The 21,051-nt window shown below is 41.0% G+C and carries 19 protein-coding genes; 11 read left to right on the top strand and 8 right to left on the bottom strand.

The window, feature by feature from the left end; all coding sequences use genetic code 11:
- The first annotated feature begins 16 nt into the window (after positions 1-16).
- Genes ACZ41C_RS15535 through ACZ41C_RS15545 form a run of 3 tightly spaced genes read left to right on the top strand, consistent with a single transcriptional unit; the run spans position 17 to position 2,696 of the window.
- Positions 17-1,354 (top strand): MBL fold metallo-hydrolase, encoded by a 1,338-nt coding sequence (locus ACZ41C_RS15535; RefSeq protein ID WP_464562708.1) that lies wholly within the window; start codon positions 17-19, stop codon positions 1,352-1,354.
- Between the two features lie 53 nt (positions 1,355-1,407).
- The gene (locus ACZ41C_RS15540; RefSeq protein WP_464562710.1) at positions 1,408-2,076 is read left to right on the top strand and encodes a PQQ-dependent sugar dehydrogenase; all 669 of its coding nucleotides are present in this window, start codon (positions 1,408-1,410) and stop codon (positions 2,074-2,076) included.
- Positions 2,073-2,696 (top strand): PQQ-dependent sugar dehydrogenase, encoded by a 624-nt coding sequence (locus ACZ41C_RS15545; RefSeq protein ID WP_464562712.1) that lies wholly within the window; start codon positions 2,073-2,075, stop codon positions 2,694-2,696. The genes ACZ41C_RS15540 and ACZ41C_RS15545 overlap by 4 nt, the downstream gene beginning before the upstream one ends.
- A 130-nt stretch (positions 2,697-2,826) precedes the next feature.
- On the opposite strand, the gene ACZ41C_RS15550 is transcribed toward ACZ41C_RS15545, so the two are convergent.
- Complete coding sequence (locus ACZ41C_RS15550; protein WP_121848307.1) at positions 2,827-4,092, bottom strand: thiolase family protein; 1,266 nt, start codon at positions 4,090-4,092, stop codon at positions 2,827-2,829.
- A 335-nt stretch (positions 4,093-4,427) separates the two neighbouring features.
- Between ACZ41C_RS15550 and ACZ41C_RS15555 the strand changes: the two genes are divergently transcribed.
- The 8 genes from ACZ41C_RS15555 to ACZ41C_RS15590 all read left to right on the top strand — a co-directional run bounded on the left by ACZ41C_RS15555 (position 4,428) and on the right by ACZ41C_RS15590 (position 13,276).
- The gene (locus ACZ41C_RS15555; protein WP_464562715.1) at positions 4,428-6,686 is read left to right on the top strand and encodes a heavy metal translocating P-type ATPase; all 2,259 of its coding nucleotides are present in this window, start codon (positions 4,428-4,430) and stop codon (positions 6,684-6,686) included.
- Between the two features lie 20 nt (positions 6,687-6,706).
- Positions 6,707-6,919 carry a heavy-metal-associated domain-containing protein gene (locus ACZ41C_RS15560; protein WP_464562717.1) on the top strand — a complete coding sequence of 71 codons (213 nt, stop codon included), beginning with the start codon at positions 6,707-6,709 and terminating at the stop codon, positions 6,917-6,919.
- A 15-nt stretch (positions 6,920-6,934) separates the two neighbouring features.
- Entirely contained in the window at positions 6,935-7,714 is a 780-nt protein-coding gene (locus tag ACZ41C_RS15565; RefSeq protein WP_464562719.1) for a M90 family metallopeptidase, read from the top strand.
- Positions 7,715-7,953: 239 nt separating this feature from the next.
- Entirely contained in the window at positions 7,954-8,328 is a 375-nt protein-coding gene (locus tag ACZ41C_RS15570; RefSeq protein WP_464562721.1) for a hypothetical protein, read from the top strand.
- Positions 8,329-8,425: 97 nt separating this feature from the next.
- On the top strand, positions 8,426-9,319 hold the full coding sequence (locus ACZ41C_RS15575; protein ID WP_464562723.1) for a DUF3347 domain-containing protein: 894 nt from the start codon (positions 8,426-8,428) through the stop codon (positions 9,317-9,319).
- Positions 9,320-9,350: 31 nt separating this feature from the next.
- On the top strand, positions 9,351-11,636 hold the full coding sequence (locus ACZ41C_RS15580) for a multicopper oxidase domain-containing protein (protein WP_464562725.1): 2,286 nt from the start codon (positions 9,351-9,353) through the stop codon (positions 11,634-11,636).
- Between the two features lie 221 nt (positions 11,637-11,857).
- A complete protein-coding gene (locus ACZ41C_RS15585; RefSeq protein WP_464562727.1) occupies positions 11,858-12,328 on the top strand; it encodes a hypothetical protein in 471 nt (156 codons plus the stop codon).
- A 462-nt stretch (positions 12,329-12,790) separates the two neighbouring features.
- Positions 12,791-13,276 carry a hypothetical protein gene (locus ACZ41C_RS15590; protein ID WP_464562729.1) on the top strand — a complete coding sequence of 162 codons (486 nt, stop codon included), beginning with the start codon at positions 12,791-12,793 and terminating at the stop codon, positions 13,274-13,276.
- 24 nt (positions 13,277-13,300) lie between these two features.
- On the opposite strand, the gene ACZ41C_RS15595 is transcribed toward ACZ41C_RS15590, so the two are convergent.
- From ACZ41C_RS15595 to ACZ41C_RS15625, 7 genes are read right to left on the bottom strand one after another with little or no spacing between them, the layout of a single operon-like run.
- On the bottom strand, positions 13,301-16,333 hold the full coding sequence (locus ACZ41C_RS15595; RefSeq protein ID WP_464562731.1) for a TraQ conjugal transfer family protein: 3,033 nt from the start codon (positions 16,331-16,333) through the stop codon (positions 13,301-13,303).
- Between the two features lie 12 nt (positions 16,334-16,345).
- A complete protein-coding gene (locus tag ACZ41C_RS15600) occupies positions 16,346-16,885 on the bottom strand; it encodes a conjugal transfer protein TraO (RefSeq protein ID WP_464562733.1) in 540 nt (179 codons plus the stop codon).
- 1 nt (position 16,886) lies between these two features.
- The gene (locus tag ACZ41C_RS15605) at positions 16,887-17,849 is read right to left on the bottom strand and encodes a DUF4138 domain-containing protein (protein WP_464562735.1); all 963 of its coding nucleotides are present in this window, start codon (positions 17,847-17,849) and stop codon (positions 16,887-16,889) included.
- 3 nt (positions 17,850-17,852) lie between these two features.
- A complete protein-coding gene (gene traM, locus ACZ41C_RS15610) occupies positions 17,853-18,848 on the bottom strand; it encodes a conjugative transposon protein TraM (RefSeq protein WP_464562737.1) in 996 nt (331 codons plus the stop codon).
- Entirely contained in the window at positions 18,845-19,480 is a 636-nt protein-coding gene (locus tag ACZ41C_RS15615) for a hypothetical protein (RefSeq protein WP_464562739.1), read from the bottom strand. The genes traM and ACZ41C_RS15615 overlap by 4 nt, the downstream gene beginning before the upstream one ends.
- Positions 19,481-19,511: 31 nt before the next feature.
- Positions 19,512-20,423, bottom strand: coding sequence for a hypothetical protein (locus ACZ41C_RS15620; protein ID WP_464562741.1), 912 nt, complete (start codon positions 20,421-20,423; stop codon positions 19,512-19,514).
- Between the two features lie 10 nt (positions 20,424-20,433).
- Positions 20,434-21,051: a hypothetical protein gene (locus ACZ41C_RS15625; protein ID WP_464562743.1), complete on the bottom strand. Its 618-nt coding sequence runs from the start codon at positions 21,049-21,051 to the stop codon at positions 20,434-20,436.

Below are 21,051 nucleotides of genomic sequence, written 5' to 3' on the forward strand. Positions count from 1 at the left end.
AACGCATAAAATTTTTATGAAAATACAGCAATTTGAATATGAACCACTTTCCCACTATTCATACGTACTGCTGAGCGAAGGGGAGATGGCGATAATCGATCCCGATCGCGACCCGATGCACTATTATAACTTTGCGCATAAAGAAAATGCTAAGATCAAAGTTGTGCTATTGACCCACTCCCATGCAGACTTTGTAAGCTCACATTGGCAAATTAGCAAAGAAACAGGTGCCACGATCTATAACAGCAGCAGATTGGAAGCTGAATACCCTTTCGAAAGTTTTGATGGGAACAGTGCCATATTCGTGGGAAATACCAAACTAGAAGCCATAAATACTCCGGGGCATTCATACGATAGTATTTCCATTCTTGCCACAGATGAAAATGAGGTTGCACTTTTTACGGGGGACACCTTATTGATCGGGGATGTCGGACGCCCGGACCTGCGCGGAAATGAAGATGACAAAGAGCAAAAAAAGCAAGCACTGGCCCGTGAAATGTTCAACACAATTCGAACTAAATTCAAAAAAATACCGAATGAGGCCATTATTTACCCCGCCCACGGGGCGGGATCCCTGTGCGGCAAAAGCATGTCGGCAGATAGCAGTAGCACATTAGGTAGGGAGCGAAAGGATAACTGGGCATTTGGCCATCAAAATGAAGATGAGTTTGTCAAAGAACTCCTTGAAGACCAACCGTTCATACCGGCCTATTTCAAACATGATGTAGCTATGAACAAAAAGAAAGTTGAATCGATTGATATGGCAACCGCTAAAATCCCTATTCATCTCAACGCCGAAACCCCAAAAGATAATATCCTAATTGTTGATAGTCGTGATGAAAACGAGTTTAAACAAGGTCATTGGCCACAGAGTATCAATATTATGCAGGGTGGCGAAGCATCCTCTTTTGAAACATGGTTAGGTACTATAATCCAACCAAATGAGGAATTTCATCTGGTTGTCGATTCTCCAAAAAGTGTAAAGACCATCGCCCAGCGGGTGGCGAAGATCGGATATGAAAATCAACTCAAGGCCATAACTACCCTGCCGAAGGCAAACTTGGTCAAAAACGAACGATTGGACATCAAGCATTTTTTTCTTAACCTGGATGATTACACCATTGTCGATGTCAGAAATACGGACGAGGTAAGGGAAAAGAAAATTTTTGAGGATGCTTTGAACAAACCCCTTCACGAACTAAGGAATTCAATTCAGGATATTCCCACTGACAAACCCATTGTTGTCCATTGCGGCAGTGGATATAGAAGTGCGCTCGGAAGCAGCATACTTTCAAATGGGTTGAACGACGTAAAAGTATTTGATCTTGGCGAAACTATCGAAAAATTGAAATAACCTATTTGTTACTTCTTATGTAAAAATGATGTAAGACAAAATTTTAAATGGCTATGGGAACACGTTTTTTTACAGGTTTAATCATTTCACTCCTAGTATTGGCAACTACAAATGCGCAGACCGTCGATTCGCTACCGCCGATATCGGCATCCAAGTCCTATTCCAACTATAGCAATGTCATTGGCTGGAAAAATGGAAGGACCCCAAAAGCCCCGCCAGGTTTTACCGTTACAAAATATGCTGACGGTTTCAAGAATCCAAGGTGGATGTACGTTACACCGAATGGCGATGTACTTGTGGCGCAAAGCAATTCGAATTATCCGCTTTGGAAAAAAATCGGGGCATGGTTCATCGGGGCATCAAAGTCGAAAAGCTTTAAGAACAGTGCCGACTTGATAACCTTGCTCCGCGATGTAGACAAGGATGGATCTCCCGATGAACGCGCCGTATTTCTCGAAAAGGAACTCAATCAACCCTTCGGAATGCTTGTGTTGGATGATTGGTTCTATGTGGCCAATACCAACGGATTGCTACGTTTTCCTTACAAGCCCGGCCAATCTCAACTATCGGGAAAAGCAGAAAAAATTACGACCTTGCCCGCAGGAAAGGCCAATCGACATTGGACACGCAATATAATTGCCAACAAGGACGGTTCAAAAATATACATAGCGGTCGGTAGTGGCTCAAATGTCGGGGAGAAAGGGGCGAGGCCGAATTCATGAAGGCGGCCATTCTGGAGATCGACCCCGATGGTTCCGGATTAAGGGTCTTTGCTTCCGGATTAAGAAACGCCGTGGGTATGGATTGGAACCCCATTACCGGAGACTTGTGGACGGCGGTCAACGAACGCGACGGATTGGGCAACAACCTCGTACCAGATTATTTGACCAGTGTCCGCGAAAACGGATTTTATGGTTGGCCCTATGTGTACTATGGGCAAAATGAAGATCCAAGGGTAAAATGGGTGCCTTCGGCCCAAGTGGAGAATACACTGCTGCCCGATGTGAACGTTGGCCCCCATACGGCATCTTTGGGATTGACGTTCTACACGGGCGATTCCTTTCCTGACAAGTATCGGAACGGAGCCTTTGTCGTGCAGCATGGTTCTTGGAACAGACAGGTTTTATCAGGCTATAAAGTGGTTTTCGTGCCTTTCGAGAACGGAGAACAAACTGGAAAACCTGAAGACTTTTTAACGGGTTTTATTGTTGACGGCAAAAAAGATGAGGTCTATGGCCGACCCGTGGGTGCCGCCGTACTACTCGATGGATCGATGTTGATAACCGATGATGTGACCAATACGATCTGGAGAATCAGTTGGGACGGTAAACGCGGTATGTGAGCGATTCTCAATGGGGTTTGCCGTTAAATAAGTATTTTTATTTATGGTAGATGCACAACCTCCGGTAAATGATTTAAGAAACCTTTTGAGTATCCTTTATTTATACGCTGATATAAACCAAACATATTAGTCAGGATTCCAATAACATCACCGTTCCCAGTCCACCATCGGCACAGACACTGACCACCGCTTTCTTGCCGGGTCCCATTTGTGCCAGTTCCTTAATGGCCTGGTTAATAATTCTTGAACCAGTTGCTCCGAAAGGGTGACCAACGGCAATGCTTCCTCCATTTGGATTGAGATGGGCCCAAGGGAACGCTCCAAAGTCGAATGAAACACCCACCTTTTTAAGGTGATTTTTATCTTCAAGTAATTGAACGTTAGCAGCCACCTGTGCCCCAAATGCTTCGTGTATTTCCCATAGGTCAATTTCGTCATAACGAAGTTTATGTCTTTCCAACAATTTGGGTATGGCAAAAGTAGTGGCCATCAACAGTCCTTCTTTTTCAATATTTACGGCGGCGATTTCCCAGTCTACCAATTGAGTAGCATAGGAGTTGTCAGAAAATTTCTCTTTTGCTTTTGAACCACATACCCATAAACCTGCGGCACCATCGGTCAATAAGGAAGAATTTCCGGCAGTCAATGAACCGTTGCCCGACTCCTTATCGAATACTGGATTGAGTTTGGCCAACTGCTCCAAACTGGTATTTTCCCGAGGAATCTTATCCTCTTTAATGCCATCCAGCGGTAAAATCAAATCATCAAAAAAACCATTATTTCTTCCCCTAATATAATTTTGATGGCTGTTAAGGGCAATCTCGTCTTGCCGCCTTCTCTCTATTTGAAGGCGTTTTGTGGTAATTTCGGAATGTTCGCCCATACTCAGGCCAGTAGTTCTGTTGGTAACACTCGGGATAAACAACCGTATATCCCCAAAACTCAAATCTTTCAATTTTGAAAATTTATCCGCAAGTGTCTTGCTTTGGAACAACCTCCGCAGCCAGTCGGAAAAATTCTGGTTCAGTCCTAGTTGAACCCGACTCATACTTTCGACGCCGCCCACTAGGGCAACCTCCTCTTCGGTTATCAATCCAGCGGCTTCAATGGCTGCCATCATACTGGTACTGCAGGCCATAATAGTGGTAAACGCTGGAATACTTTGATCCAATTCTGCATCCATAAGTATCTCTCGCGCAAGGTTGCTGTAGCCAAGATTCGGCGCTACCGAACCCCAGATAAAGAGATTGGGGGAAATGGAATTCCATTTTATCATTTCTTGAACAACGGGAATCGATAATTGGAGAGCATCTTTATCTTTAAGCTCTTTATCGACTTTTGCAAATGGTGTTCTCAATCCGGCGATTAACCAAATTTCACTTTTAGAGTTTTTCATAGTAGTAATTCTATTAAGCCTTAAATTAGGAAAAAATGGTCCTATGAAAAATAATTAAAGCATAAGATTATTGTATGTAAGCAACTTTTTAATGCAACAAGTAAAGCTTTGCAGAGACTTCTACTATCGCTGGAAAGAGGGAGTACTCTTTTTACCTGTCACAGCCATTGATAAGAGTAGTCGAGGCCTGTGGTCAAGAGGCGAAAAACTTTATGTAGATTTTTGCACGATGGTCAGTTGTTTCTTCCGAGAATTCTACAACTCTTTCAGCAAATTTCGTAACACGGTTGGCGGCAACAATTCCGAACTTTGCATAAAGTAATTCAGATAAAGCTATGGAAACCACAACTGTTTTGGAGCAAAAGGATAAAACCAAGAAATCAGATATCAAAAAATCGTTTCCGGTCACGGGAATGACTTGTGCGGCCTGCGCATCAAGTGTTGAATCCATCCTGTCGCATACTGAAGGTGTCAATAATGCCATTGTTAATTTTGCGAGCAGCTCGGTACTCGTAGATTATGATGAGAACGTTACCGAAGAAAAATTGCAAAACGCTTTACGTCAGGTGGGCTATGACATTATCATAAATGCTGAAGACCCTTCGGAGGTACAAGAGGAGCTTCGGCAAAAGCATTATTATGATATAAAAAACCGTACTATCTGGTCAGCGATTCTGACCCTTCCCATTTTCATTTTGGGAATGTTTTTTATGCATTGGGAACCTGGAAAATGGATATCCTTGGTATTGACTTTTCCTGTTTTATTTTGGTTCGGTCGTAGCTTTTTCATCAATGCTTTCAAGCAGGCCAAACACGGGAAGGCGAATATGGATACCTTGGTCGCCTTGAGTACCGGAATCGCTTTTCTGTTCAGTGTTTTCAACACCCTCTTTCCTGAATTTTGGCTGAGCCGTGGTATTGAACCACACGTCTATTACGAAGCGGCCACGGTCATTATTACATTCATTTCCCTTGGAAAATTATTGGAAGAAAGGGCCAAATCAAACACCTCTTCGGCCATTAAAAAACTGATGGGATTACAACCCAAAACACTAAAAATCATTGAGCATGGGGAAGAAAAAGAAATTCCTATTTCCTCGGTTCAAGTAGGTCAAACTATTTTAGTTCGTCCAGGAGAAAAGATTCCTGTGGATGGGGAAGTTTCCAAAGGCAGCTCGTATGTAGATGAAAGTATGATTACAGGGGAACCTGTTCCCGTGGAAAAATCAGGTGGTGGAAAAGTATTTGCGGGTACGGTAAACCAAAAAGGAAGTTTTCAATTTACCGCTGAAAAAGTAGGTGGGGAAACTTTGCTCTCCCAAATCATCAAAATGGTGCAGGAAGCACAGGGAAGTAAGGCTCCAGTTCAAAAATTGGTCGATAAGATTGCCGGTATTTTTGTTCCCATCGTATTGGGTATATCCATCATTACGTTCATCGTTTGGATGTTGGTAGGAGGCGATGATGCATTTGCGCAGGCGTTATTGACCTCTGTAGCAGTATTGGTTATCGCTTGTCCCTGTGCATTAGGATTGGCAACACCTACAGCTATAATGGTGGGTATTGGGAAAGGAGCCGAGAACAATATCCTGATAAAAGATGCCGAAAGTTTAGAACTCGGCCATAAAGTGAATGCGGTCATTCTTGATAAAACGGGTACCATTACCGAAGGAAGACCATTAGTGACGGATATTCATTGGTCTGAGAATAATAAAGACACGAAGAAATACAAACAAATTCTTTTAGCAATTGAAGCACAATCTGAACACCCTTTGGCGGAAGCGGTGGTCAACCTTTTGAAAGAAGAAGATATTGAAAAAGCTGAAATTGCTTCTTTTGAAAGTATTACAGGAAAAGGCGTTCAAGCTGAAATAAAGGACGGTTCAAAATATTATGTGGGAAACCATAAATTAATGCTTGAGAATAATATTCAAATCGATGCCTCCTTAATGCAAACAGCAGAAAGCCTCGAAGAGCAAGCAAAAACAGTCATATTTTTTGCTAATGAAAAACAAGTGCTGGCGATACTCGCCATTGCGGACAAGATTAAGGAAACTTCAAAGAAGGCCATAGCAACGCTTCAAGAAAGGGGTATCGAGGTCTATATGCTTACTGGAGATAATAATAAAACTGCAGCAGCAGTAGCACAACAAGTAGGGATAACCAACTACCAAGGAGAAGTAATGCCCTCAGAGAAAGCAGCTTTTGTTGAAAAATTACAATCGGAAGGAAAGATAGTAGCTATGGTTGGCGATGGTATCAATGATTCTCATGCTTTAGCACAAGCCAATGTAAGTATTGCAATGGGTAAAGGTTCGGACATCGCAATGGACGTGGCAAAGATGACCTTGATTACCTCAGATTTGCAAACCATTCCCAAAGCGTTGGAACTATCAAAAAAAACGGTTTTTGGTATACGTCAGAACCTGTTTTGGGCATTCATATATAATATCATTGGAATACCTATCGCGGCAGGAGTTCTGTATCCCGTAAATGGGTTCTTGTTAGACCCGATGATTGCGGGAGCAGCAATGGCATTCAGTAGTGTATCGGTTGTAGTTAATAGCCTACGGTTAAAACGAATAAGACTTTAATAATTATAAATTCAGAAACTATGAAAACTTTAAAATTTAAAACAAATATCAATTGTGGTGGTTGTGTCTCTAAAGTAACCCCATTTTTAAACAAACAAGAGGGTGTTGAAAGTTGGGAAGTGGATACCGCCAATCCTGATAAAATCTTAACCATAGAAAGCGATGGTGCTTCCGAAGAAGATGTAAAAGCTACCTTGCAAAAAGTAGGATTTAAGGCAGAGTCAGTAGAGTAATACCTTTAAATTATTATGGGTTACGTTATCCTCTTAGGTGTCATTCTTCTTTTGGTTGTTCACTTTTATAGAAAAGCAAAACGACAAAAGGTGCAGCCTTTCCCAGAGCACTGGCATGGATTGTTGTTGGATAATGTACTCTACTATCGTAACCTTTCAAAGGAAAGGCAAGCAGCATTTCAGCAACGAATGATGCAATTTTTAAGTGAAGTCTATATTGATGGGGTACAATTGGAATTGCATGAGCTCGACAAGATTTTAATTGCGGCGAGTGCTGTAATTCCTGTTTTTGGTTTTGAGGAATGGCAATATACCAATTTAAGCGGAATCCTATTGTATCCTGATAACTTCAATGAGGATATGCAATTTAGCAGCAAAGATAAGTCGCGTAATATCGGTGGAATTGTGGGGAATGGACGTTTTGAAAAGCAAATGATTTTATCGAAAAAAGCATTGCATCACGGGTTCAAAAACACAACCGACAAAAGCAATACGGGCATACACGAGTTTGTGCATCTTATTGATAAGCTGGATGATAGTACAGATGGCATTCCAGAGCGATTGTTAGAACATCAATATGCCATTCCTTGGTTGACTTTAATCCATAAGGAAATGGAAGCGATTAATAATAATCATTCTGATATCCGAAAATACGGAGGTACAAACCAAGCAGAATTCTTTGCTGTAGCTTCAGAGTATTTCTTCGAGCGACCAGATTTACTTAAAAAGAAACATCAAGAGCTGTATAAAATGCTGGTGGAATGTTTCAATCAAAAGTTAACGGATGTAATTTAAATGGATTTTAATAACTGGAATTATAAAATGAAAATGCTGATATTTTAGACTAAAAAAGCGATTTCCCTTACCGTATCCAAAATTTTGAAACTATTTTCAACAGCCTTAAATGACTGATTTTAAATCATATAAAGTCTCGTTATGATAGAGCTCATAAATAATACTTAAATTTTGGCCATCAAAAAAGCAATCCATATTACGGATTATTTTTTTGATTACATTTGTTCGATTATTAAAGAATGGGAAAGAAGATTCAAATAGCGATTATGTTCATTACCCTCAGCATATTTTTGGTGCCACCGAGGGTATTTGCACATATTGACCTTACCCATCAATCTGAAAAAAGCTGTTGTTCTAATCACGCGGAACCTTCCCACAGCGAATGTTGTAAAAATCATAAAAGTAAGGACAGTGAGAAAAAAGATTGCGATGGCACTTGCGGAAATCTTTCCTGCCACTGTCCGTCAACCACCACTTTGCCTATAAATTATCCTTTAGTTTCCGATGAAACCGAGACAGCTGTTATCGTTGCTTTCAAGAACCTTTGGAACTATACCAAACAACAGCCAAGACCTGTCTATTTCCAGATTTGGTCCCCTCCAAAATTGAGCTAGGCATCCTTTCCTTGATAGCCACAATTGCGTCAAATTGAAAGCAAATTCTTTGTTCTCAACATTCAATCTTACATAACAATTTTAAATTCTTTTAAAAATGAAATCAATGGTCAACATATTGATATTGCTATCAGTAGTATTATCAACAACTTCGGGCTTCTCCCAAATAAAAAACCAAAAAACCGAAACCGTAAAAATTTTCGGCAGCTGCGATACCTGCAAAGGGCCCATAGAAAATGCAGGAAACCTTAAAAATGTAGCCAAGGTCACTTGGAACGAGGAAAGCAAAATGGCCGAATTAACCTTCGATTCCAAAAAAACAACTCGGGACGAAATACTAAAACGTATTGCCTTGGCTGGTTATGACAGCGACGAATATTTAGCGCCGGACAGTGCCTATGCGCAACTTGCGGAATGCTGTAAGTACGAAAGACAGAACAAACAGCCTACAATAGCTATGGACCACACTAAAATGGATATGGATATGCCCGAATCAAAAATGGAAATGACTACTCCATCTTCTGAAAACCATACAGATATGGCTATGCCTAAAATAATGGGAAAAAATCCATTGGACGCGTTGTTCAACAGTTATTTCGGGGTAAAAGATGCCTTGGTAAATACCAATCCTACGGCAGCGGCCGCAAAATCATCGGAATTGTTGGTCGCATTAAAAGCCCTGAAAATAGAATCGCTAAAAGCGGAAGAACAGACCGCTATAAATGCACTAATGCCTTCATTGATGGATGTTTCAAAAAGTATTTCGGAAAACAAGGATATTGGCAGGCAACGCGAGACTTTCAAGGTGCTGTCAAAAAATATGCACGGGCTCCTTCCTTTTTACAAAGCCGATGAAACCCTCTATTACCAATACTGCCCAATGCAGGACGCCAATTGGTTGAGTAAGGACAAAACAATCAAAAATCCCTACTATGGCTCTCAAATGTTGAGTTGTGGCTCTACCGTGGAAACTATTGAAACAAAAAATTGAAATTCGTTAAAATCTAATCTTTGACATCCAAATGAAAAAAATAATCATTGTCATCCTCTTTCTTGGAACGCTTTCCATTGAGGCACAAAATATAGTGCGTTACGACCTTTATGTTCGTGATACCATCGTGAATTTTACAGGTAAGGAAAAGCGGGCCATTGCCGTGAACGGACAGATACCAATGTCAACCCTTACCTTTACGGAAGGCGATATTGCCGAAATCTATGTGCACAATGAGTTGGATGAAGAAACGGCCCTGCATTGGCACGGGCTGTTTTTGCCCAATAAGGAAGACGGCGTTCCCTACTTGACCCAAATGCCCATAAAACCGCACACGGTGCATAAATATACCTTTCCAATCATACAGCACGGAACCCATTGGTACCACAGCCATTTTGGTTTACAGGAGCAGATAGGAATGTATGGTTCTATGATTTTGAAAAAAAGACCGGACGATAAAACTTTCAGAAAAGGCATAGACGATTTGCCCACCATTCCCATAGTTTTAAGTGAATGGACAGATTTAAAGCCCGAAAATGTACATAGAATGCTACACAATGCATCAGACTGGTTTGCCATAAAAAAGGGAACCACACAAAGCTATGCAGAGGCCATAAAAAAGGGGCACCTAAAAACAAAACTTCGCAATGAGTGGAAGCGTATGAACGCTATGGACGTAAGCGACGTTTATTATGAGAAGTTTTTCATCAATGGCAAAAATGAAAATGAGGATACTTCCCTAAAAGGGCTAAAAGCTGGAGATAAGGTGCGCCTGCAAATTTCAAACGGAGGTGCTTCCAGCTATTTTTGGCTCACGTATGCTGGCGGAAAAATAACCGTGGTCGCCAATGACGGTAATGATGTGGAGCCTGTGGAGGTGGACAGGATGCTTATAGCAGTTTCTGAAACCTATGATGTGGTAGTTACCATTCCGGCAGATAACACTGCTTTTGAGTTTTTAGCAACCCCAGAAGACCGTACCAAATCGGCCTCCCTCTATTTGGGCGAAGGCATCAAGCAGCTCACGGCGCCACTACCCAAACTGAAATACTTTGAAGGGATGGAAATGATGAACGGAATGATGAAAATGAATGGCGACCTTGACCAAATGGGAATGAATATGAGCCTACAGCAAATGGATATGAACGTGGTGATGTATCCTGAAATAACCAGTCCTGCGGATAACGGAAAAAGCAAAAAAATGGAAAACGAAGAGCCTATTGGCCAGAATATGGGCGAAATGGATGGAATGAAAGGAATGAAGATGAACGAAGATATGTACAAAAGCAATGAACTTTCAGAAATCACAACGCTCAACTACGCTATGCTCAAATCGCCTACCCAAACCACGCTTCCCGAGGAGGCACCAGTACGGGAGCTACATTTTACGCTTACGGGAAATATGAACCGTTACGTTTGGAGCCTGGACAATAAAGTGATTTCGGAAAGCGATAAAATTCTCATTAAAAAGGGCGAAAAAGTAAGGATTACGCTGTACAACAATTCGATGATGCGCCACCCGATGCACTTGCATGGCCACGATTTCAGGTTGCTCAACGGCCAAGGCGAATACGCGCCATTAAAAAATGTGGTGGATATTATGCCTATGGAAACCGATGTCATCGAGTTTGAGGCAAATGCAGTAGGCGATTGGTTTTTTCACTGTCACATCCTTTACCATATGATGAGCGGTATGGGCAGGGTTTTTAGTTATGAAAACCAAGAGCCCAATCCGTTGATACCTAATCCAAACCTTGCATTGAAAAAATTAAAGGGTGACGATAGGGATTTCCATTTAATGGCAGAAAACGATTTTGCCACCAATGGAAATGATGGGGAGTTAATGGCACAGAGCACTCGTTGGAGTTTTGGTACCGAATGGCGTCTGGGTTATAATGATATGCACGGTTATGAAACCGAAACCCATATAGGGCGGTATATCGGAAAAATGCAATGGCTGATGCCCTTTGTAGGTTTTGACTGGCGCTATAGAAAATTGGGGCATAATGAGGTGGAGGAAAATCTTTTTGGACAGAAGAACACAAAAGATAAGCGTGCTTTGGTAAGCGTAGGGGTCAATTACACCTTGCCAATGCTGGTAATGGCGCAGGCCGAGATTTTTACCGATGGGAATGTAAGGCTACAATTTGAGCGTAACGATATTCCCGTTACAGCAAGGCTACGAATGAATTTGATGTGGAATACAGACAAAGAGTATATGGGAGGATTGCGATATATAGCAACCCGTAATTTGGGAATTACGGCGCATTACGATAGCGATATGGGTTTTGGTGCTGGATTTAATTTAAATTATTAATATTCTGTACATTTATTTAATCACTGCCAACAACGAGCCGTAAGAAAAGCATTAGTCAATTTCTTAAGGCGAACCTATTCAGAACCGGACAGAGTTTAAATTACAGTCCCTTATTTTTGTTTGTTTTATTATATTAGGCAAATAAATCTTTCACTTTGTGTTCAACATATTTATAAATCACGCAACTGTCCTATGAAATTCACATCTAATTAAAAATCCTAATGATGATTTTCGATAAATCCAGATTTTTAAAAATCTTTACGATAGCTTCATTTCTTGTAAGTTGCGAAAGTGATGGAGGATTTGACCCTACTACTGAACAAAGAATTGATTTTGAAAAATTCACCTTGGTCACTCCCTTGGATTGGGTCCGTTTTTACCCTCAAGGCACTGATGGTTTTTTTGGAGGACTCACAAACAACAGGGATACTCTTTATTTTGATTATGGTGTTTTCTCTTTTTCCTCTATTGATGGCATTAAAGAGAACAACGGAACAATCAGCTTTCAGGAGCTTATGGTAGGAGGTTACTCTTCGAAAATCGTTTTGGAAAAAAGAGAAGGAGAGATTAGTACAAGGTTTTCGTTTTACTCGGATAAGAAAGATGGTAAGAACTTGAACTGGGTATATTGCTATGCACCTGTTAACCAAGGATTAATCAAAAGTATATTTTTGTCGCATAGGTTTAAATAAACCTGAACTTCCATGTTACAAACAGCACTAATTCCAGGTTTTCCATAGTGGTTCGAAGTCTGTTCAAATTTTGTTATTTACAAAAAAGTCTTTATTCCCTTTTGAAATGACTATAAACTGAACGTTTTAGAGAATCAATTTTTTTGGTCTTAGCCAGTGAATTACCATAATGTAAGTTCGTATTTGGATGTTGGCATTATTTCAAAAGAATCCATAAGTTATTTTTCATGTTCCCTATGCTCCTGCGGAAGTTGAAAATCCTTCGCCTTCAAGCCTCCCGAGCGGTCGACTTTCCGGCTCCAAATTTTCAACACCCTCGGCACCGCGCATAAACCCAAACGGACGAAGAAAAATCGTCTGTTTGAATTTATTTTTCCAATGCGCAATTTATCGGCTTAAATCTTGTTTAAGATATTGGAGCGCAAAATTTTATATTTGTAGAGCTTACCAAAACCAATATCCATGAAAATCAGCACTATTATTTTTCTAGTTTTTTCCATAATGTTCGTCTTTTCATGCAACAGCGATGATGATGCCGTAGCCGAGTCGGATAGGAGCCAAGCTTTGTTAGGTCAATGGGAATATACAGCTATAATGACTGATAAGGCAGTTGACATCAATGGGGATGGTACCGTAAACATCGACCTTTTCAATACTCAAGAAATAAGGCAATGTTTAAAAGATAACCTTACATTTTTCACCGAAATGGGAACGGTGGGAAGTGGTGCTTATTCAATCAACGAAAATGGACTGGCTTGTGATGAACAGGACCCATTCTCCACTATTGAAGAAGATAGGTATGAGCTTATAGATAACACGACCATTCAATTCGAAATTCGAAACGAAATGCGTATTCAAGAACTTTCTAAAACAAAATTAGTCGTTGAGACGAATGATAATTTGGGCAATGAGGATGTTATCGTTACTATTACTTTTAAAAAAAGCTGACAGCCAAAGTTTAAATTTGTACTACTAAACCCTGATAATGTTTCCGGTAGTCCTATCACTCCATTGTCCGTTGGTATCCATTACTCTGACCTCATAAGGTTGGTCTTGATATCGCAACTTGCCCTCACTTGGTTCTTCTTCCATTAAAAATATGCGATCAACGCCTGTACCCTGTGCATCGTTATAGTTAAAAAGTTTGGTATCCCATCTTCTGTCAAACCGGTTATAGATCCGTATTTCAACTTGTTGAATGGTCGCCCCGTTATAAGCCTCTGAGCAATTTGCATCGAAGCAGGTAAAAATGCGTATCTGATAATCACAGCCGTTCAGGCCACCGCAACTAACATTTCGCTTTTCGCCTTTGGCCGCTACTGTTGGTTTTTTGAACATTATGACGGATTCGCTCAACGTCTGGGAAATGCCCGTGGAATTCTCGACCCTAAAATTGATGGTAAAGTTCTCATCGGTCTCGGGGAAAAATTGCATTGGGGTCGAGCCGTAGTCCAACGACAGAATATCCCCTTCTCGATATAGTCGGCTCTTATAGTATATGTACCCCGCGCTGGCACCCGTAAACGTAAAAGTCATTTCGTAGGTTATATTGGGATCATGACCTGTGCTGGCATTAGTAACTGCCGTCAAAGTAAAAGGCTGCCCTTCATACTTATCCTCGGAGGATTGACTGATATTGAAATCGAAGAATTCCTCGTATTTGTCAAACTGTATGTTGACATCCGCCTTTTTTTCTACTTCCGACGAAGACCGAACGGTAAACTCTATACTATGGTTCGATTCGGAAATTCCGGTATATTTTCCTTGGAATGTACCTATCGGAACGTTGAAACTCTCGCCGGCGGCATAGGTGGTTCCCTGATATTCAAAAGTACCGTTGCTTCCTCCTGAAGAATAATACATCACATACGTATCGCCGCCGATACCCAATTCCGATATGTTGAAATTGATGTCTACAGTATCCCAGGTATTGGCCTGCGATTGGGAAGCATTGGCCGTAAAGTTGAAATTTTTTGGTTCGACATTAATAGCAATGTCAACTGTCTTTTCAAGACCCGTATCATTCTGTACGTAGAAAGTCAAGTTGATATTTCCGTCATCCGTTCCCAACAGTTCCCAATTGAAATTTCCCTTGGGAACATCATAAATATTACCTGCACTGACCTGCGTGCCATTTTCATTGGTTATGACGGCATTCCCGTTAATACTATATCTCATAGTATAGTCCGAAGAACCAATACTTTCCGAAATATTGAAGTTCAAGGAAGTGATTTCCCCGACCGAAATATCGGATTTTTGGCTTCCTCCAGTAAATAGAAAATCCACTTGATTGTAACTGATAGAAGTACTTGCCGTATGGGTTATATTGGCAGTGGATTCTGCACTAAGTACGATATCATGTTGACCCGCTTCGGTGCCTGTGTAGACGACATTGTTATTGTTCGGGCCTAAAAGGAATTTCTCTCCTGGACCATATTCAGTTCCATTCACGCGTAACGAACTGTTTCTCCCCGATGAATAAAAGGCCTCATAACTATCATTGGTTCCCTCGGGTATTTCGTCAATGTCTATAATCACGTTCACGGGAATATTCGCAAATTCGGAAGTTTTTGAAGGTGTGATATTAACCGTAAAATCATTTTGCTTGGTTTCGAGATCGATCAATACAGGGCCGACTTCTTGACCATAATTATCCGTAACGATAAAAGAAACTTGATGTGAACCCAGACTTTCTGGATAATAGAATAGGGAAAAATTCCCTAGTTCCACGGGATACTCGGTCGAATTTTGTAAGGTGTTGCCGCTGATACCTGTAATTCTCCCATTGCCTTCCAAAAGCTCATAGGATATATTGTAATCGATGTTTTCGGTATTCCCGTTGGATTTGATATTGAAGTTGAATTGTGTCCTTTCATTCACGAATACGGAATTACTTTCCGAATTACCTGAAAAAGTAAAGGGAATATTCGCTACTTCGATTTCGACACTATCCCGTTTTACTTGACCGTTGGAATCACGAACGTCAAAATATATTTTCCGCTTTCCCAAATCGGTACTGGTAAACGTATAATTATAGGAGTTGGGTACAATTGTTCTGTATTGACCAGGTTCCATGACCCCACCGTTGTGATCTCTAACTGTTCCCGCTCCGTCACTTGTTGAGGAAAAGGAATGTGATATTTCATATTCCACTTCGGAATCCTTATCCTGAGTTTTCAAATCTATGGCAATGGCCAAATTTGTGTCGAGTTCTACTTGGGTCGAAGATGCAGTGGCATTGAGGGTAAAATCCAGATTTAGAACCGTGAGGAGTAATTCCTCTGTCAACGTAGCCCCATCGGGAGCTTTGGCCGTTACAGTAAGTTTGTGCTCACCCAAAGTCTCGGGCAGATATTCCAGTTCTGAAACCCCTTTTGGAAGGGTAAACGGTTTTCCTGCATCAAATACCTCCTCTCTAAGATATAATTTCCCAGTACCATTTTCAATTTGATAGGTAACTTCAAAGTCCCCTTTGTTATTAGGATCTTCAGTTTCTTTATCCCGCAATAGCGTTGCACTCAAGGGGTTTTTAGAGTTGATAATGAACTCGTTGACCCCTTTATTGAGCAAAAAGCTAAAACTGGCGTATTTGGCGTTGTACGATAATTCCAATTCTTTTTGATTGGCGTTGGAATCCCAAGCGAGAAACCTGACCTTATGCAGGCCTGTATCTATGGCGACATAGTTATAGTTCCAATTGCGGTCGGTTATGTTCAGGGTATCATTGGCCCGTATCGTGTCGCCTTCCATGGTCATAAAATAACCTTTACTATCGTTAGTAGAATACTTCATGAAGTAGTTCACGGTAGTAATCTCTTTTTCTGGAATCAAGGAGAAAGCGGTTCGGGTACTTTCGAACAAAAAACTTTCTTCGGGATGTTCGCCCGTAAAACTAAAATCAAAGCTGTCGAGAATAACATCTTCGAATTCTTTACTACAGGCTATGACAAGTGCCACAAAGCACAAAACAAGCGGAATTCGAATAGGTTTAAGTTGGTTTCTCATTTTCATGTATTTTTAGAAGAGGAAATACCGTAGGCCCAATCCAGCATAAGGATAGAATTGGCCTACATCGCTATTTATATGGAAATATTCATTGGCTTTTAGCAAGAGGGAAAAGTCGTTGTTGAGGGTTATTTCTCCTTCAATTCCGACGAAAACCCCATATATAAATTGACTTTTGGCATCCAGAATGGCACCATTGGACAAAAGACTATTTCCGTTATTGATGACCTCATAGCCGAAAATACCGCCGCCGCCAACATTGATGGCATATTTTTTAAAGTTCTTCTGCTCCCAAACTTTAATGAAATACCCTGGCTGTACTGTAAATATGTTGTAGGGAATATCGAAACTTCCTTTATCCTCCGCAATGGCTGCAAATACACTTAATTGAGCATATCGGTTTCGGTTCAAATGGTAATTATACGTCCCCATAATCCCGAAACCATCTTCGGCGTAACCCCCACTTAGCCCTACGGAAGATGCATAGTTGCCACTTTGGGAGTAGGCCAAAGTTGAAATAAAAAGTGCTAGAATTATCGTATTGGTTTTCATTTTAAAAGTGTATAGGGTTGTTGATAATTTCATGGCCTATCTTCAATGAAAGATTTCGATTTCCGGATTCTTCATCCAATTCAACGACCACCTCTTTCTTTTCATCCAAAGCAAACTTTTTAAAGACGATTACAAAGTGGTTTTCACTTTTACCCGAAACCGTTTTTGGTCGTTTGTAAACGAATACCGGTTCCAAAGGCATTTTTTGGTTGCTACTGCTATTTTTATAATTAGTGGCCAGTTGATGCTTAATGAAGTTGATGTCCAAGTCAAGCCCCTCTTTGTTCTCGATACGGTACTGAAAATAGAGTTCGTCCTCATTGTAATACACTCCCTTTAGCCAAAGGAAAACATTGTCCAGCCTTGAGAAATAACGACTGATCTTTGCCTTATCGAACTGCATATAATAGCATCGCAGACGGTAATATTCCATGGGGTCTTTTTCGTAGAGTTCTTTTGTAGCCCTGTCAATGGAATTTGTTGCCGAATCTTTGGTTGATATAGTGAGTTGTTCTTCTGGAATTTCTATCCGTTTTATTTTTGTTTCTGAACCTGAATCCGCAACGTCCAAACTAATTGACTTGGAATTACCATTGATATTGGTGATCGCCTTTTCGGGCTTGATGTACCACGTAAACTTCTTTGGTTTTTCCTTTAGTTTCAAAATAAAGTCATAAACGTTACCTGATTCGGTAATTACCGTATGGTTTGTGAAGTTTTCTTTTTCAGGTGCCAGCTCATCATAGTATAACTTTAAGATTCGCCCATGGAATTTACTTCCAGCGGCCTTTGGCAAATCCGCTATAAAACCAAAGTCGTTACCGATAATACTTTCCGAAATATTCTCGGGAAATATTAAAATGGTCTTGTACTTTTTGGAAACTTCCAAAGTATCGGTACAGTATTGTGCCGTACCCTTGCACATCATCATTAAAGCCAATATGAAAAAAAACTGTTTTGCCATTTTTTATGCTTTTGGTACTAGAATTACACGATCCCCGTTGACCAGTAAAATCTTATCTCGTTCTTTGTATTTTTTCTTTTGGAAAAAATTGCCAAAAGACCTTACTAGATTACGGGCCAAGGGCGATTCTACCGATTCCCCCGCCGCTTCGGATAGTTCGTTTACACCTTCCCGTTCAATATTCGCCCTAAATTCCTGCAATAGTGCTCCTGCCCGCTCATTGTGAAGTCCTACCATTCCATCTTCTTTATCCATAGCTGTCAATGACATCTTTACATTGTCGATATTGGTTACTTCCAATATTATCCGTGAACCTTGTATGTTTGAGGTGGCATAAACAAAAGTGTTCTTTGGAAATCGCTTACCGTTGTAATAAGTATCCTCCTTTAAAATCAATTTTACGCGATTACCAGGAAGAATGAACTGGTCGCGATAGATGGCTGCATCAAGGGAAATTGAATTGGCGGAAGGTTTATTTGAGGACGCTACGTAGGGTGCGGAATAATCCTGACTTCGGGAAAGGCGTTCGTCACGTGCTTCCATCATCAGTTTTCGATACTCCAACTTTTCCTTAAATTCAGTTTTAGGATCGGCAGTCGATTTTTGTGTTGAAGCAGGCATAATTTCTGCGGATTCCATCGATGGTTTATCATCGAATGAAAAAGCGTTCAGTTCTTCCAGAACCAGTTCCAAAGAATCATTTGTCCGTTTGGTCTCCACGATGTTTTTCAACGTGCCATTATTGCGTAATCGTTCCAAAGAATCCTCTTGCGATTTTTTGTAAAGCTCATTGGGTCGTTGGACTTTAAGTTCATTCTCTTGACCGGGAAGCTTGTTGTTATAACCGTCGTCCTCCGCCAATGGCCTGTTTTCTTCTCCGAAAGAACCTAGACTGTTCACGAGAAAGTATATCGTCAGGAGCACGACAATCGGAGCCGACAACGCAAATAATTTGTGCTGTCTTACCCATGTATTGAATGTTTCGCGGTCAAGTTTCATTGTAAATCATTGTTTTCTAGAACATGGAACCGGATAATCTTTAACCCGTTCAAATTATTAGGTGTTGATTTGGTCTCCAAGAGAAAACCGCTGGTCACTAGATTTCGATATTCCGTCTTTTCATTCTTGCGTATTTTTTGTTTTCCCATAAACCGAAAGGCAAAGGGGTAAGCGGAGTAGTCGATATATAGCGAATCTTGCTCCACTTCAATGGAATAGTCGCTTTTGGCGACATCCTCATAATAGTTTTGATCCAACAGGCGGTTGTACAGCCGCTTACCGGAATGGTCTATCATATAGAGTGCCTTGCCCTCTATATTCCTTTTAATAAATCGTAGGTCGGGTTCTAACGAAAAGAACAGTTCGTGGAAGTTTTTTACATGTCCTTCGCACAAAATATCGAGCGCACGTTTGGGGTCGTTTATGCGCACAGCGGCCAATTTTTGTCCGTTGTCAAGCAAATAAAAACGGTTTTTTGCGCTTTCGTTCGTTTTATATCCAAAGTAAATATTGAACAAAGTGCAACCTACCGTAAGAGCTAAAGATATATAAAGAACCCTGTTGCTATTAGCACGAATCTTGTTTAAATCGTTGAAAATGTGATAAGTATCGTTCATCTGTTTATGCGCCATCGTTAAAAATCCATATTTATCGTTAAGGTGTTTACTGTATCAATGTTCTTACTCCCTTTGTAGCCCCTCCCGTCTTGGCATCGACCGTAGTTTGTGCTGCTTTTTTGGTATAGTGTTTTGTACGCTCCTTTAAGTGACCTGCACTTACGTTCATTCCCTGAACAATGAAATTGGAGAGTACCGGTGCCTTGAAATACATAAAAACGTTCATGAAAATCAAAAGCCCGCTCGTGAGTACCAACCCCAAATCCGCTTCTCCGCCCTGAAGTATGGAACCGATCAGCTTGTCGAGAATGTTCAACATGAAATTGTCAATGAGGTACAGCATGGGGATCCATAAACAAACGCTCATGAACTTTTGTAGCCACGCCTTCCACATTCCCCCGAACACGGGAATGAACGAAAGCCCGATATTCAAAGGGCCGAAAATGATAAGAACGAAGAGGTAAATGACTGACATCGCCTTGATACCAATGAATACGACCGCCGATATGACCGACGCGACCATGACGACCACGGAGGTTATGGAACTGAGAACAAACGCCTGAAATGCTTCAGGATCTGCACTTAAAAGTACCCAAGACCAGGCATAATCGGAAGAGGACTTCACTTGTGCGACCAAGACCTTCATTTGCAATATGTCCCAAGAAATATCATTGCTCTTAAAGGAGTTGCCGATACCCTGATAAAAATCAAGGATGGTCATTGTAACTACTTTGTAATTGAGCAATAAAACGGCCAAGGGAACCCATTTCAGGTATTCCAAAAAAACTGCCCTTGTTTGGGGGTTCACAAAGACCCTTAGCGCGAGCAATGCGATGCCGATAAAGGCGAACTGCTGCCCAATATCGACAATCGTATCGGTCGCCTCGAACGCATCGGCAATGTACTGGTCGAACATATCGTTGACCGTTTCGCGTATTCCTTTTTCCGTGACCTGCATATTCCTGTTCTTATTCTTTGTTCATATTGATCAAGGACAACCGCGCTTCACGAAACGCATTGACTTGCGAGAGTTTGTTATTGTAGGCGATCAAGCCGTCCAATAGCTGTTCGAGTTTCGAGTTGATGCCGCTGACTTTTTTTAGGCGCTCTTCGGGAAGGATGATGGATTTGGTTTTGATAATCCCATTACATTGTTTGAACAGATTTTTGGCCTCTAGAATCGCATTGGCCGTATAGCCTGCAAATTCCTGAATTTCATCCTGCTCTAAATATTTCCATTTTTGGATGCTGTTTTTGGAGGTGCTGTAGGCTTCAAGAATCTTGTCCTTCAAATCCATGGTCATGTTGACATCCGTTGATTTCATTACATAATCGGGCGAGGACTTCTTGGCATCGAGTTCTTCCTTCAGAATTTTTCTCGATTTTGAGGTCTCGTTGTTGTTCTTTTCCATCAGATTGATGAGTCGCCCCAAGTTCTTGTTGACAGCCTTTAATTGGATGTTTATGTTCATCAATTGGCTGTTGACCATACCAACGCTGGCATTGGTGGCAGCATCGGTTACCGGAATCTGGCCAATCATCGCCATCGGAAAAAGTACGGATAGGTACAATAGTGTTCTTTTCAT

The organism is Maribacter sp. C-4077, from assembly GCF_055378385.1.

Coding starts and splice junctions, on each gene's coding strand:
- ACZ41C_RS15580 (WP_464562725.1), top strand. CDS start 9,351: ATGAAAAAAATAATCATTGTCATCCTCTTTCTTGGAACGCTTTCCATT.
- ACZ41C_RS15560 (WP_464562717.1), top strand. CDS start 6,707: ATGAAAACTTTAAAATTTAAAACAAATATCAATTGTGGTGGTTGTGTC.
- ACZ41C_RS15600 (WP_464562733.1), bottom strand. CDS start 16,885: ATGAAAACCAATACGATAATTCTAGCACTTTTTATTTCAACTTTGGCC.
- ACZ41C_RS15590 (WP_464562729.1), top strand. CDS start 12,791: ATGAAAATCAGCACTATTATTTTTCTAGTTTTTTCCATAATGTTCGTC.
- traM (WP_464562737.1), bottom strand. CDS start 18,848: ATGAAACTTGACCGCGAAACATTCAATACATGGGTAAGACAGCACAAA.
- ACZ41C_RS15615 (WP_464562739.1), bottom strand. CDS start 19,480: ATGGCGCATAAACAGATGAACGATACTTATCACATTTTCAACGATTTA.
- ACZ41C_RS15535 (WP_464562708.1), top strand. CDS start 17: ATGAAAATACAGCAATTTGAATATGAACCACTTTCCCACTATTCATAC.
- ACZ41C_RS15595 (WP_464562731.1), bottom strand. CDS start 16,333: ATGAGAAACCAACTTAAACCTATTCGAATTCCGCTTGTTTTGTGCTTT.
- ACZ41C_RS15540 (WP_464562710.1), top strand. CDS start 1,408: ATGGGAACACGTTTTTTTACAGGTTTAATCATTTCACTCCTAGTATTG.
- ACZ41C_RS15575 (WP_464562723.1), top strand. CDS start 8,426: ATGAAATCAATGGTCAACATATTGATATTGCTATCAGTAGTATTATCA.
- ACZ41C_RS15555 (WP_464562715.1), top strand. CDS start 4,428: ATGGAAACCACAACTGTTTTGGAGCAAAAGGATAAAACCAAGAAATCA.
- ACZ41C_RS15625 (WP_464562743.1), bottom strand. CDS start 21,051: ATGAAAAGAACACTATTGTACCTATCCGTACTTTTTCCGATGGCGATG.
- ACZ41C_RS15545 (WP_464562712.1), top strand. CDS start 2,073: ATGAAGGCGGCCATTCTGGAGATCGACCCCGATGGTTCCGGATTAAGG.
- ACZ41C_RS15620 (WP_464562741.1), bottom strand. CDS start 20,423: ATGCAGGTCACGGAAAAAGGAATACGCGAAACGGTCAACGATATGTTC.
- ACZ41C_RS15605 (WP_464562735.1), bottom strand. CDS start 17,849: ATGGCAAAACAGTTTTTTTTCATATTGGCTTTAATGATGATGTGCAAG.
- ACZ41C_RS15585 (WP_464562727.1), top strand. CDS start 11,858: ATGATGATTTTCGATAAATCCAGATTTTTAAAAATCTTTACGATAGCT.
- ACZ41C_RS15570 (WP_464562721.1), top strand. CDS start 7,954: ATGGGAAAGAAGATTCAAATAGCGATTATGTTCATTACCCTCAGCATA.
- ACZ41C_RS15565 (WP_464562719.1), top strand. CDS start 6,935: ATGGGTTACGTTATCCTCTTAGGTGTCATTCTTCTTTTGGTTGTTCAC.
- ACZ41C_RS15550 (WP_121848307.1), bottom strand. CDS start 4,092: ATGAAAAACTCTAAAAGTGAAATTTGGTTAATCGCCGGATTGAGAACA.